General features: G+C 57.7%; 14 protein-coding genes. 9 read left to right on the top strand and 5 right to left on the bottom strand.

The genetic code is table 11. The features are described 5' to 3' along the window. Positions 1-45 precede the first annotated feature (45 nt). The 7 genes from RUESEDTHA_RS11570 to RUESEDTHA_RS11540 all read left to right on the top strand — a co-directional run bounded on the left by RUESEDTHA_RS11570 (position 46) and on the right by RUESEDTHA_RS11540 (position 6,929). The gene (locus RUESEDTHA_RS11570) at positions 46-498 is read left to right on the top strand and encodes a paraquat-inducible protein A (protein WP_180886995.1); all 453 of its coding nucleotides are present in this window, start codon (positions 46-48) and stop codon (positions 496-498) included. A 286-nt stretch (positions 499-784) separates the two neighbouring features. Next, positions 785-1,429, top strand: coding sequence for a DNA repair protein (locus RUESEDTHA_RS11565; protein WP_255431700.1), 645 nt, complete (start codon positions 785-787; stop codon positions 1,427-1,429). A gap of 120 nt (positions 1,430-1,549) precedes the next feature. Beyond that, the gene (gene radA / locus RUESEDTHA_RS11560; protein WP_180887302.1) at positions 1,550-2,914 is read left to right on the top strand and encodes a DNA repair protein RadA; all 1,365 of its coding nucleotides are present in this window, start codon (positions 1,550-1,552) and stop codon (positions 2,912-2,914) included. Positions 2,915-2,955: 41 nt separating this feature from the next. Continuing rightward, entirely contained in the window at positions 2,956-3,573 is a 618-nt protein-coding gene (locus tag RUESEDTHA_RS11555) for a CvpA family protein (RefSeq protein ID WP_180886992.1), read from the top strand. A gap of 628 nt (positions 3,574-4,201) precedes the next feature. Beyond that, positions 4,202-5,725, top strand: coding sequence for an amidophosphoribosyltransferase (purF, locus tag RUESEDTHA_RS11550; RefSeq protein WP_180886990.1), 1,524 nt, complete (start codon positions 4,202-4,204; stop codon positions 5,723-5,725). Positions 5,726-5,993: 268 nt separating this feature from the next. Then, positions 5,994-6,242, top strand: a complete 249-nt coding sequence (locus RUESEDTHA_RS11545; RefSeq protein WP_180886989.1) for a hypothetical protein — start codon at positions 5,994-5,996, stop codon at positions 6,240-6,242. Between the two features lie 42 nt (positions 6,243-6,284). Next, entirely contained in the window at positions 6,285-6,929 is a 645-nt protein-coding gene (locus RUESEDTHA_RS11540; protein WP_180886987.1) for an SDR family oxidoreductase, read from the top strand. A 61-nt stretch (positions 6,930-6,990) separates the two neighbouring features. Here RUESEDTHA_RS11540 and RUESEDTHA_RS11535 read toward each other — a convergent pair whose 3' ends face one another. From RUESEDTHA_RS11535 to RUESEDTHA_RS11520, 4 genes are all read right to left on the bottom strand, one after another. After that, positions 6,991-7,833 carry an ATP-binding protein gene (locus RUESEDTHA_RS11535; protein ID WP_180886985.1) on the bottom strand — a complete coding sequence of 281 codons (843 nt, stop codon included), beginning with the start codon at positions 7,831-7,833 and terminating at the stop codon, positions 6,991-6,993. Positions 7,834-7,951: 118 nt separating this feature from the next. After that, positions 7,952-8,830 carry a twin-arginine translocase subunit TatC gene (gene tatC / locus RUESEDTHA_RS11530; RefSeq protein WP_180886984.1) on the bottom strand — a complete coding sequence of 293 codons (879 nt, stop codon included), beginning with the start codon at positions 8,828-8,830 and terminating at the stop codon, positions 7,952-7,954. After that, positions 8,827-9,285 (bottom strand): Sec-independent protein translocase protein TatB, encoded by a 459-nt coding sequence (tatB, locus tag RUESEDTHA_RS11525; protein ID WP_180886982.1) that lies wholly within the window; start codon positions 9,283-9,285, stop codon positions 8,827-8,829. Before tatB ends, tatC begins: the two co-directional genes overlap by 4 nt. Before the next feature lie 6 nt (positions 9,286-9,291). Beyond that, positions 9,292-9,507, bottom strand: coding sequence for a twin-arginine translocase TatA/TatE family subunit (locus RUESEDTHA_RS11520; RefSeq protein ID WP_039531114.1), 216 nt, complete (start codon positions 9,505-9,507; stop codon positions 9,292-9,294). Positions 9,508-9,726: 219 nt separating this feature from the next. On the opposite strand from RUESEDTHA_RS11520, the gene RUESEDTHA_RS11515 reads away from it, so the two are divergent. Further along, complete coding sequence (locus RUESEDTHA_RS11515) at positions 9,727-10,032, top strand: hypothetical protein (RefSeq protein WP_180886980.1); 306 nt, start codon at positions 9,727-9,729, stop codon at positions 10,030-10,032. Positions 10,033-10,053: 21 nt separating this feature from the next. Then, positions 10,054-10,725 carry a YafY family protein gene (locus RUESEDTHA_RS11510; RefSeq protein ID WP_180886978.1) on the top strand — a complete coding sequence of 224 codons (672 nt, stop codon included), beginning with the start codon at positions 10,054-10,056 and terminating at the stop codon, positions 10,723-10,725. Positions 10,726-10,788: 63 nt separating this feature from the next. Here RUESEDTHA_RS11510 and RUESEDTHA_RS11505 read toward each other — a convergent pair whose 3' ends face one another. Continuing rightward, positions 10,789-11,952, bottom strand: coding sequence for a M23 family metallopeptidase (locus RUESEDTHA_RS11505; protein WP_180886976.1), 1,164 nt, complete (start codon positions 11,950-11,952; stop codon positions 10,789-10,791). Positions 11,953-11,988 lie beyond the last annotated feature (36 nt).

Here is an 11,988-nt window from a genome sequence, read left to right as displayed (position 1 = left end):
AATTGCGTTGATGCTATTTCGTTAAGCAAGATAGTGTGACTGCCTATGCCCCTCCGCCTCGCCACCCTCTCGCTCCTCATCCTCTACCCCATCGCGTGGTTTGCCCCACTGATGCGAGCCGGTCTCCTCCCCATTTTCGGCCTGTCCGAAATCAGCGTCATTACCGGCCTCCAATCCCTGTGGAAATCCGATATCTTCCTTGCGCTGATCGTCACCGTCTTTGCCCTGTTCGCGCCCTATATCAAGACGATTGGCACGGCTCTGGTGCAGTGGGACCTGCTGGACGCCCGCGTTCAACCCGCGCTCAATATCATGGGGAAACTGGCGATGGCCGACATCTTCCTGATCGCGCTTTACATCACGTTGGCCAAGGGCATTTCCTATGCCACGATCGAAACCGCTTGGGGATTGTACTTGTTTACAGCCTGCATTCTGGCCTCAATCGCGCTGGGATACATTACGGAAATGACATCCAATTCACGAAAACCTCAGACCTAATTGATTGAAAACCTTCATCTGGGTATCATCTTAATATTTCGAGCAGCAACAATTAGTAGTTTCAGGTCCGCAGCGGATCAATCTGCGTGTGTTAATTGCATCCCGCTCTGGCCTGGTTTGTACCGGTTTGAGAAGGAGTTCGTCTATCATGACCGCCCTCCATAATATGACTTTGCAATTTCAGAATGCGTTTTTAAGACTTACTTTTTTGCTGATTTGTGCTGCGGCACTGTTCTCTGTTTCAACGACAATACTTTCTGCGTTCGGCGTACTGCCATGGTTGTCCATGCAAGCCGGTTTTGGCACGGGAACCTATGTTGATGCGGGTATGTTCATACAGATTGGACTGACCGCACTGATTCTCATGCTGGCGTTCTATCTGCCGGCAAATGCGCGAATGATGGCGCTGGAAAACGCCCATCGGAAGTTTTCGTTGAACATGCAGGACATCTCTTACGCGTACCAGTTGGCGCATGCGGCTGACCGTGGGGATACCTTTCTGCTGTCCTCGGAATTCGATGCGGTCAAGGAACGGATGGCGTTTCTGCGCCACCATCCCGACCTGCAATCGCTTGAACCGGAAATCCTGGAACTGGCCGCACAGATGAGCCAGATCAGTCACGAGCTGGCTGAAACCTATGGCGACGCCAAAGTTTCCCGCGCGCGTATGTTCCTGCAGCAACGTCAGGAAGAGATCGAGCAATTCCAGCAGCGGATCGGCGACGCACAGACCATCCAGCAGGAACTGCGTCAGTGGACGCGCGATATCGAAATCGAAGAATCCATCGCCAAGTCTCAGCTCGCTCGGCTGCGCGATGAGTTGTTCGAACTTCTGCCAGAGCTGTCAGCCCAATTGCAGACACCGCCCGAAGATCGTGAAACTTCGGCATCCAGCGTTATTGCAATGTCACCACCACGCGCGGCGGAATAGGCGCGTCAGCGCCTGCTGTGGACGATGACCCGTCGGGTCTGAGGACGCAGCCCGCCACCGTCGGAGAGGAAAGCCCATAAGGGCTTGAAGAACCGACCGTCCTCGGGCACCAAGGACGGCATGGCGAAGACGACTTCTTTTTCTTGCTCGGCCTGTGGTGCCACCCATTCCCGTTGGTCCGGGCGATGCGACAGTTGCGGCGAATGGAACACGATTGCGCAGGATGTCCCCCTTTCTGCTGGCCCGGCAAAAAAATCCCTCGGCGGCAAGCGCGGCCAGCCCATCGCACTCACGGACCTGTCGACCGAGGAAACACCCCCGCCCCGCACGCTATGCGGGGTTGATGAACTGGACCGTGTTCTGGGTGGTGGCCTTGTTCCGGCCTCGGCTTTGCTGGTGGGCGGTGATCCCGGTATCGGCAAGTCGACCCTGCTGCTGCAGGCTGCCGCCCGGTTCTCGCGCGCTGGCGTCAAGACCATCTATGTGTCCGGCGAAGAAGCCAGCGCACAGGTGCGGATGCGCGCGCGTCGCCTTGGGCTAGAAGACGCACCGGTGCAACTGGCGGCGGAAACCAATCTGCGCAACATCCTGACCACGCTCGAGGCTGAAAAGCCCGGCCTTGCCATTATCGACTCGATTCAGACCATGTGGGCCGACAATGTCGACAGCGCCCCCGGCTCGGTGTCACAAGTAAGGGCTGCAGCGCATGAATTGACCACGTTTGCGAAACGACACGGGATTTCGATCATCATGGTCGGCCACGTCACGAAAGAGGGTCAAATCGCAGGTCCGCGGGTCGTCGAACATATGGTCGATACGGTGCTGTATTTTGAGGGCGAACGCGGTCATCAGTTCCGTATCCTGCGCGCGGTCAAGAACCGTTTTGGCCCTGCAGATGAGATCGGCGTGTTTGAAATGACGGGCAAAGGTCTGGCTCAGGTCACGAACCCTTCTGCCTTGTTTTTGTCCGAGCGTGGCGCACCCAGCCCCGGTTCGGCAGTATTCGCGGGGATCGAAGGCACGCGCCCAGTTTTGGTTGAATTACAAGCACTTGTCGCGCCCTCCCCACATTCTCAGCCGCGGCGTACCGTTGTAGGTTGGGACAGTGGGCGACTGGCTATGATCCTGGCCGTGCTAGAGGCGCGGTGCGGAGTACCATTTACAGGGTTGGATGTTTACCTCAACGTGGCTGGCGGCCTGAAAGTCAGCGAACCCGCAGCCGACCTTGCGGTTGCGGCCGCATTGCTCAGCGCGCGCGAGGACTCTGCCCTGCCCGCAGACACGGTCGTGTTCGGAGAAATCTCGTTATCCGGGGCACTTAGGCCAGCCTCTCAAACCGAAAATAGGTTGAAAGAAGCCCAGAAACTTGGTTTCACATCAGCCATAGCTCCGGCAGGTGGCAAAACAGGTAGTGTGGCAGGTCTGACACTCACCCGACCCTCTGATTTGGTAGGGTTTGTTGGCGAAACCTTCGGAGCAGGTTAAGGTAACGCCTTGAGAGGCTGAAAAAAATACAGGCGAGGGCCATGGAAGGTTTTACTATTATTGATGGGGTGGTTGCCCTGATTGTCGTGGTGTCGGGCCTTTTGGCCTATTCCCGCGGCCTTTTGAGAGAAGTTCTGGCGATTGCGGGTTGGGTCGCAGCTGCCGTTCTTGCCTTTATTTTCGCACCCCAAGTCGTGCCGCTGATAAAAGAAATTCCCGTCGTTGGTGATTTCCTGCGCGACAGTTGTGAATTGTCGGTCATAACCGGGTTCGCAGCCGTATTTGCAGTGGCTTTGATTGTGGTCAGCATATTTGCGCCCCTGTTTTCCTCGGTCGTGCAACGCTCGGCGCTGGGTGGTCTTGATCAGGCACTTGGGTTCTTTTTCGGCATCGCGCGCGGCATCTTGTTGGTCGCCATCGCGTTCTTCGTCTACGACACGGTCATGACTGGCCAATCCTATACCATCGTGGATGAGAGCCGTTCAGCCAAGGTTTTCGAACAATTCGGGGAAAAGATCGAAGAGCAAAACCCCGAGGCCGCTTTGGGTTGGGTCACCCAGCAATACGAAGAACTGGTCGCAAGCTGCACAGAAGGGTCAACCCCCACCGAAAGCTCTACTCCGACCGAAGAAACGACGACACCAACAACGAACGAATAACAAAAAAGCCCGGCTCAGACCGGGCTTTTTCTTTGGCCGTAAGGCTTTGCTTCAGGTGAAGCCTTCGCCAGCGCAGACCGTACAGCGGACGTTCTTTAGGCCGAAACAGCCCGTACAGTTGCTGTAGACAGGTTTTCCATAGACATCGCGGCTTTTGACAACCTCGCCCGCCCCATTGCAAATCGGGCAAGGGGCGCGCCCCATACCACGACAACGATGGCACCGCCGCTTGGACGGCTCTTCTTTTTTTTGTCCTTGTTTGTGCTGCCACATGTTTCAAAACCCTGCCCGATATTTTTCTTTATCAGACAATCATTCTTGCGGAATTGACAGCATAAGCCGCACCGCACGTCACCTTTTGATGCGCATTGTGACAAAATCCACCTGCGTCAAATCGCAAATGTGATCCTTTGATGACACCGGCACCGTAAGGCATTATGTGAGAGCCGAACTGACATGGAATCGGAGCCACCGATCTTGCTGTATCTGTTTTTCTTCGCGCCAACCCTTCATGACGCGGGCGCGTCTGACCCTTGGATTGGTCGGGCATCACAAAGCATAGATACTCCCATGCGCCCGTTCCAAACCGCGTCGCACGTCAAAACGTCATAGAAATTGGAGCCCGTACATGTGTGGGATTTTGGGGATCGCAAGCAGAACGCATGATGTGTTTGCGGAAATCTATGACGGGCTGCTGATGTTGCAGCACCGGGGTCAGGATGCCTCGGGGATCGTCACCTATACCGGAGAGTTCTTTCGCGAGAAAAAGGCCAACGGTTTGGTCAAGGACGTGTTCAACGCCAAGGACGCGGAAACCCTGCTGGGCAAGGTCGGGATTGGCCACGTCCGTTATCCGACCGCCGGGTCGCTCAGCGCGTCTGAGGCGCAGCCATTCTTCGTGAACGCACCCTACGGCATCTATCTGGTCCACAACGGCAACATCACCAATACCGCCCAACAGCGTGCAAAGGTAACGGGCAAGTACAGCCGCCACCTGCGCACGACATCAGATTCCGAGATTTTGCTGAACGTTTTGGCCGACAAAGTGGCCGATGCCATCAAAGTTAACGGCAATGCGGATCCAATCCGCAACATCTTCGCCGGTGTGAAGATGACGATGGAGCGTGTTCAGGGCGCTTATTCCGTCATTTGCCTGATCGCCGGGGTCGGCATGTTGGCGTTTCGTGACCCGCATGGCATCCGCCCGCTGTCCGTTGCGATCCGCAAGGAAGGTGGCAACGGGGATGACTATGCCTTTGCCTCGGAAGATGTTGCTTTTGGGATCAACGGGTTCAGCAAGTTGCGTGACCTGCGTCCAGGCGAAGCGATCTTGATCGACCTTGACGGAAACAAACACGAGTTTCAGGCCGTCGAAGGCAAGTTGACGCCCTGTATCTTTGAATATGTGTACCTTGCTCGTCCGGATTCGTTGCTGGACGGCGTATCGGTTTACAAAACCCAGATGCGCATGGGGCAGACTCTGGCCAAACAAATTCAGGACTCAGGGCTTGAGATTGACCGGATCATCCCGGTTCCCGACAGCGCCCGCCCTGTCGCGCTTGAGGCTGCGAAAATCACTGGTATTCCCTATCGCGAAGGTTTGGTGAAAAACCGCTATGTCGGGCGTACTTTCATCATGCCCGGTCAGGAAGAGCGTCAGAAATCCGTGCGCCGCAAGCTGAACGCTGTACCGCTGGAATTCGATGGGCACAACGTGCTGCTGATCGACGACTCCATCGTGCGCGGCAACACGATTAAAAAGATCGTACAGATGTGCCGTGAGGCCGGTGCGAAGAAGGTCTATATCGCCAGCGCCTCGCCTCCGGTGAAATACCCCAACGTCTATGGGATCGACATGCCCACCAAGCATGAATTGATCGCCAACGGTAAAGAGATCGAAGAAATTCGGCAGGAGTTGGGTGCAGACGCTTTGTTCTATCAGCACCTCGACGACCTGATCTGGGCGGCGAAGGAAGGCAACCCCGAGATCGAAGCATTTGACTGTTCATGCTTTGACGGCAAGTACATCACCGGCAGCGTCAGCGAAGACTATTTAGACACGCTGGAAAACAGCACTCGGGTCAGCAAAAAGCGCGAGGACATGCAGATACCGGGCGGGTCGTGGAACGCGGCCAAGCTGGCCTCTGGCTAAGAGCTACATCGCGAATCAGTTGTGACAATGGCCCGCATTGCTTAGGCGATCGGGCCATTTTTGGTGCCCATCGAGGGAACGATTGGTTGATTTCCGCGCACAACCCTCTGGCGAAGGAGGCGCATTCGCAATGGGTTCGCTAGGCCGGCCTGGGATGTGACGGAACGGCCTGACAACCGCATCTTTTGTTCCGGCCGCGCCTTTGATAGCCCCCTGTCACCAACCACTCAACATAAGGGGTTGGGGTCATGCGCCCCGGCCGCAGTTCATGTCAAACGCCACCGTCAAAAGCGCTGCCACGCAGAAGGGCGCGTTAAAAAAGAACTCAGTTTCCTTACTTGGAATTTTTGGCTCCAAAGCCGATATGCGTGCTTTGGTGCGCTTGTCATCAGGCCGCGTGAAAGAGGTCAAACCGGGTAGCCGTATTGCTTCGGGCACCGTGGTCGCCATTGATGACGAGGGAGTGATGCTGCGACAAAGCGGCCAAACCAAGCGGATCGCCATCCCCGGCAGCTAATCCTGTCTTGACGCTTTGCGCCCAGGGGTCCAAACCGCATCCATGACCGATCAGACCAAAATCGCCCTTATCACCGGGGCCTCGCGCGGCCTGGGTGCTGCTTTAGCCGAGGCCCTCGCGCCGGAGTATCACATTGTTGCCGTCGCCCGCACGACCGGCGGGTTGGAAGAACTGGACGACCGCATTCAGGCCAAAGGTGGCTCAGCGACGCTGGCCCCCATGGATATCGCCGATCCAAACGCAATGGCCACCCTGTGCCGCAGCATCCATGACCGTTGGGGCAAGGTGGACTTGTGGGCGCATACTGCTATCCACACCTCGGCGCTGACACCCGTTCATTTTGTAGATCCCAAAGAATGGACAAAGGCCGCAAGCATCAACGCGACGGCGACGTCCATACTGATCCCATACGTGGCTCCTTTGTTGGGTGAAACCGGGCATGCCGTGTTTTTCGACGATCCAAAGGCGGGCCAGAAATTCTATGGTATCTATGGTGCGACCAAAGCGGCCCAGATCGCGTTGGCGCGTAGTTGGGCAGCCGAAACCGAACGCACCGGTCCACGCGTTTCCATCGTTGAGCCCGCGCCAATGCCAACGGCGGTTCGGGCCAGATTCCACCCCGGTGAGGATCGCGCCGCGCTGACACCCACGGCAGACGAAGCCGCGCGGATATTGGCTCTGCTCTAGGAATGGCCCTTTCGGGCCATGCCTCTGGCGGGGATATTTTCAGCCAGATGAAGCGGGCGGATCAGCCTATGTGGGTGCCGGTGCGCCCTGCCAGATCGACGAAAAATTGCCACGCCACGCGGCCCGAGCGCGCGCCACGTGTGGCCTGCCATTCGATCGCTTCGGCGCGTAAGGTGTCTGCGTCGACCGAGACTCCGTAGGCGGTGCAATAGCGGTCGATCATGGCGAGGTATTCGTCCTGATCACAGGGGTGGAAGCCCAGCCACAGCCCGAAGCGATCCGACAGTGAGACCTTTTCCTCGACCGCCTCGGACGGGTTGATGGCGCTGGAGCGTTCGTTTTCGATCATGTCCCGTGGCATCAGGTGGCGGCGGTTCGAAGTAGCATAGAAAACAACGTTTTCCGGGCGGCCTTCGATGCCGCCATCCAACACGGCCTTGAGCGACTTGTAATGCTGATCATCATGGCTGAACGAGAGATCGTCACAGAACAGGATGAACCGGTACGGCGCGGCGCGCAAATGGTTCAGCAGGCGCGCGACCGAGCTCATATCCTCGCGCTGGAGTTCCACCAATTTCAGGTTGGGATGGTCGGATTGCAAGGTGCCGTGGACCGCTTTGACAAGGCTGGATTTTCCCATCCCGCGCGCTCCCCACAGAAGCGCATTGTTGGCTTTGAATCCGGATGCAAAACGCCGCGTGTTGTCCAGCAGCGTGTCTCGGGACCGGTTGATCCCAACCAGTAGGTCCAGATCAACCCGGTTGACCTTGGTCACCGGCTCAAGCCAGTCGGGGTCCACATTCCAGACAAAGGCTGGGGCCGCACTGAAATCAGGTGCGGCCAAGGGTGCTGGGGCCATCCGTTCCAGAGCGTCAGCAATGCGGTTCAGGGCTTGGTCGTCCATGGAGGCCTCCGGTCTTGTCGTCGGGATTTCAAACCATGTTCTGGCTTGCGCAACAAGGTCCAGAAAAGAAAAAGGCGCGCCCAGCGGTGGCGCGCCTGATTTTCAGCTCAAAGTGCGGTTATTTACCGTCTTCGTCGCGAATGATCTCGGCATCCGCCTCTTCTTCATCATCATCGTAATAGCCATCGGCGCGCAGCTGTTCCTCGCGCTTTTTCTCGACGCGGGCGACGAGGAAGATCGAGATTTCATACAGCCCGTAGACCACCACAAACAAAATGACCTGAGTGATCACGTCCGGCGGAGTCACCAGCGCGGCCAGCACCAGAATGGCGACCACGGCGTATTTGCGGACTGATCCCAGACCTTCGGCCGTCACCAGTCCCGCCTTCCCCATCAGGGTCAGCAGAACCGGCAGTTGAAAGCACAGGCCAAAGGCCACAATGAACTTGATCGTCAGATTCAGATACTCCTGCGCCGAGCCTTGGAAAACCACGCTCAGTGGGGCGGCAGTTGCTCCTTCGGTCACTGCCTCACCTTCGGCCCCGAACTGCTGGAACCCAAGGAAGAAGTCATAGGCCAACGGCGTAACGACGTAGAAGGCAAAACTTGCACCCAGCAGGAACATGAAGGGCGAGGCCAGCATGAACGGCAGGAACGCGTTCTTTTCGGATTTATACAACCCCGGAGCAACGAACCGCCACATCTGCATCCCGATATAGGGGAACGCGAGAATGAACCCGCCAAGCAGCGAGACCTTGATGGCCACAAAGAAACCTTCCTGCGGCGAGATGAAGATCAGCCCGCAATCTTGCCCGCGTTCGGCCAGAACGTCACACAAGGGCCGTGTCAGGAAGTTGAATAGCGGGGTGGCCACCGTAAAGCAGATGATCATACCAATCAGAAACGCCACGACGCAGTGAATGAGCCGCGTGCGCAGCTCCGCCAGATGCTCGATCAATGGGGCCGAGCTGTCCTCGATCTCGTCGGTCTTGGTCATGTCTTGCTTTCGGTATTCAGCGCGGCCTCGGCTTCTTCCGCTTTGGCCAAAGCTTCAGCAGCTTCCTTGGCCTTGCGTTCGGCAGCCGCGCGCGCGGTCGAGGCCTGAATCTTTTTCGCCTGCTCTGCCCGTTCTGCCGCCAGTTTGCCGGTTTCGCTGTCGGGGTCGAACTTGGTCGGATCCATGCTCTTGGCCATTTCCTGTGCGGCTTCTTTCACGCCGTCCATGGCTGTGCCAACCGGATTGGACGCCGCGTTCAGCCCCTTTTTGATTTCATTGACACCAGCCTGATCTGCGGCCTCGTTCATCGCACTGCTGAATTCGCGCGCCATACCACGTGCCTTGCCGACCCAACGGCCAACATTGCGGAACAGCACAGGCAGGTCCTTTGGGCCCACAACGATCAGGGCCACGATGCCAATGACCAGAAGCTCGGTCCAGCCCAGATCAAACATCTGGTCTTATGCCTTGTCTTTGTCAGTCTCGGGCGTGACGTCCTTTGCCAGCTCGGACGCGTCCTGTTCCAACTCATCCGCGCCTTCTTTGACGCCCTTTTTGAACGAAGTGATACCTTTACCCACTTCACCCATGAGCGAGCTGATCTTGCCGCGGCCAAACAGCACCAGCACCACAACCGCAATCAGCAGAAGACCGGGAAGGCCGATATTGTTGAGCATGTCATATCTCCTTGTACATCGACGCACTGCGCCGGGAATGTGATCTGAGTTCGTGTCTACGCCCGGATCCCCGTTTGCAAAAGTGAAGGCTTGCAATTTGGGCAGTAAATTTGATCGCCATACGCGTATTTTTGAGACTCGCATTTTTCAACTGACAGGTTTATGTCAGTTGTAGTCGACTAGGCAAAGGACATCGAAACCTGGTCAACGGAGACTCAAATGACCCATGTTGCAGAAATCGTCACCTTCAGCCTCGCCAATGGCACCACGCCGGAAGAGTTTGTGAAACTCAGCCAGGCCTCCGAAGGCTTTGTTCGGTCTGCCCCCGGCTTCACCCACCGACACTTAAGTCAGGGCGAGGATGGCCGCTGGACCGACTACGTTGTCTGGACGGATATGAAAGCGGCCAAAGACGCCGCCGCGCAATTCCCGCAGCAGGACTTTTGCGCAGATCTGATGGCTGCGATCAATCCGGAAAGCCTCCAGATGCGCCATGAGAATGTGCTATGGAACATGACCGTCTGATCGCGGTCGGAACGGCGTGTCATGCGCCGCACTGACCGCCTGTTCGACATCATCCAGATTCTGCGCGACGGCAAACTGCACCGCGCGCAGGACATTGCGGACCGGCTTGAGGTGTCGGTTCGCACGATCTATCGCGACATGGATACTCTGGTCGCTTCGGGCGTCCCGGTCGAGGGAGAACGCGGCGTAGGCTACATGGTGCGCGAACAGATCACCCTGCCCCCCCTGAACCTGACCCCGGCCGAGCTTGAAGCACTGAACCTTGGCATGGCGATCGTGGCCGAAGCCGCCGACCCGGATCTGAAAGCCGCCGCCGAAACGCTGGCCGACAAGATTGATGCCGTATTGCCCACACAGGTCGTGGCCGAGGCCGACGCCTGGAAATTCGCCGTTTATCCCTTTGCCGATGCCGCGCGCGGGCTAGCGCATATGGCGCCAATCCGATCCGCCATCAAGTCGCGCCAAAAGCTCCACCTGTCCTACCGCCGCATCGACGGCGCGCTGACCGACCGCACGATCCGCCCCCTGCATATGGAGTACTGGGGCCGCGTCTGGACCCTGACAGCATGGTGCGAAGTACGAGCAGCCTTCCGCGTCTTCCGCGTAGACCTGATCGAATCCGTTCACCCCTTGCCAGAGATATTTGCCGACGAACCCGGCAAAAGACTGTGCGACTACGACCCCGAAGCGTGATCCGCGCTTCATCTGGCTAAAAATATCCCCACCGTAGGTATGGCCCGATCAGGGCCATTCTCTTTAGTTCAGGTATGGTTCCGGATCGACGGCTTCGAACCCTTTCCGAACCTCGAAATGGACATAGGCATTGTCGCCGCCACGCAATGCAGCAATCTTTTCGCCCCGGCGTACGCGATCACCCTTTTTCACCGTAATGTTTTCAACATTTGCATAAACGGTCAGCAAGTCGTTCTTGTGCTTCACCACGATGATCGGCACCTGATCAGCGTCTGCGGTGATCGCGGCCACCGTACCGGCTTCGGCGGCTTTCACCGCAGTTCCCGGTGCCGCCGCGATATCAATGCCCTCGTTCTTTCCCTTGTTATAGGTACGGATAATCGTCCCCGTGACGGGCAGACCCAACAGGGAGTTACTCTGGTTGGTTGGGGCTTCGGCCGTGACATCAGGTGCAGGCTTTGCTGGCGCGATCACTTCTTCCGGCAAAGGTTGCGTCGCGCTTGGCGGAGTGGGCGTCGGAGACCCCTGCCCCGGCTGCGTGACATTGGTTGCCGGTTGGCTTACCTGTTGCGGCGCAGGTTGGCTTTTGATCGGGATCAGCAGGAACTGCCCCTCACGCACGGTAAAGTCTGAATCCAAGCCGTTCCAATCGGCAAGCGCGTCCACCGGCACATCATAAAGCCTTGAGATCGTAAAGGCTGTTTCACCCCGCTTGACCTTGTGCCGGATCGGTTCTGGGCCAGCAGTTTCTGGGGCCGGGGCTGGTGCCGCGGCAGGTTGCGCAGGCTCCAGAGTCGACGTTCGAACAGACCCATCCGTCGGCGCGTCGTCAATAGCCGTTCCGGCGATCGTGGCGATATCCACCGTACTTGCGGCACCCACCGTCCGAGGCAGGGCGACAACCTCGCCATCACGCAGTGTGTCCGTCGGCTTGAGGCCGTTGAAGGTGGCAAGCTCGCCCTCAGGCAACCCGACCCGCGCGGCAACATCCCTCACCGTGTCACCACGGCGCGCTATGGCCACCTGATATGTTGGATAGCTGATCACGCCGCGTGCATCCGGCGCCGGACGGCTTGTCGTCGCGGATTGCGCCGCATCGGTTGTCGAAAACCCGCCGACCTGCCCGCGCAGATCATAGTCGAGCGGGCCTTCACATCCCGCCAAAAGGGCCAGAGCCGCGGCTCCGGTTGCGCAGCGTCGTATCGCTGACTTGGAAACTGCTCTCATTTTGCTGTCCTCATCACCTGCCCCTGTTGGCCGGGG

The organism is Ruegeria sp. THAF57, from assembly GCF_903914075.1.
Taxonomy (GTDB): Bacteria; Pseudomonadota; Alphaproteobacteria; order Rhodobacterales; family Rhodobacteraceae; genus Ruegeria.
Note: the sequence above shows the minus strand (reverse complement) of the source record. Positions and strands in the feature narration are given on the sequence as shown.

What these genes read in the sequence shown, in the direction of transcription:
- RUESEDTHA_RS11570 (WP_180886995.1), top strand. Translation starts at nt 46, where the DNA reads ATGCCCCTCCGCCTCGCCACCCTCTCGCTCCTCATCCTCTACCCCATC.
- RUESEDTHA_RS11565 (WP_255431700.1), top strand. Translation starts at nt 785, where the DNA reads ATGCAAGCCGGTTTTGGCACGGGAACCTATGTTGATGCGGGTATGTTC.
- radA (WP_180887302.1), top strand. Translation starts at nt 1,550, where the DNA reads ATGGCGAAGACGACTTCTTTTTCTTGCTCGGCCTGTGGTGCCACCCAT.
- RUESEDTHA_RS11555 (WP_180886992.1), top strand. Translation starts at nt 2,956, where the DNA reads ATGGAAGGTTTTACTATTATTGATGGGGTGGTTGCCCTGATTGTCGTG.
- purF (WP_180886990.1), top strand. Translation starts at nt 4,202, where the DNA reads ATGTGTGGGATTTTGGGGATCGCAAGCAGAACGCATGATGTGTTTGCG.
- RUESEDTHA_RS11545 (WP_180886989.1), top strand. Translation starts at nt 5,994, where the DNA reads ATGTCAAACGCCACCGTCAAAAGCGCTGCCACGCAGAAGGGCGCGTTA.
- RUESEDTHA_RS11540 (WP_180886987.1), top strand. Translation starts at nt 6,285, where the DNA reads ATGACCGATCAGACCAAAATCGCCCTTATCACCGGGGCCTCGCGCGGC.
- RUESEDTHA_RS11535 (WP_180886985.1), bottom strand. Translation starts at nt 7,833, where the DNA reads ATGGACGACCAAGCCCTGAACCGCATTGCTGACGCTCTGGAACGGATG.
- tatC (WP_180886984.1), bottom strand. Translation starts at nt 8,830, where the DNA reads ATGACCAAGACCGACGAGATCGAGGACAGCTCGGCCCCATTGATCGAG.
- tatB (WP_180886982.1), bottom strand. Translation starts at nt 9,285, where the DNA reads ATGTTTGATCTGGGCTGGACCGAGCTTCTGGTCATTGGCATCGTGGCC.
- RUESEDTHA_RS11520 (WP_039531114.1), bottom strand. Translation starts at nt 9,507, where the DNA reads ATGCTCAACAATATCGGCCTTCCCGGTCTTCTGCTGATTGCGGTTGTG.
- RUESEDTHA_RS11515 (WP_180886980.1), top strand. Translation starts at nt 9,727, where the DNA reads ATGACCCATGTTGCAGAAATCGTCACCTTCAGCCTCGCCAATGGCACC.
- RUESEDTHA_RS11510 (WP_180886978.1), top strand. Translation starts at nt 10,054, where the DNA reads ATGCGCCGCACTGACCGCCTGTTCGACATCATCCAGATTCTGCGCGAC.
- RUESEDTHA_RS11505 (WP_180886976.1), bottom strand. Translation starts at nt 11,952, where the DNA reads ATGAGAGCAGTTTCCAAGTCAGCGATACGACGCTGCGCAACCGGAGCC.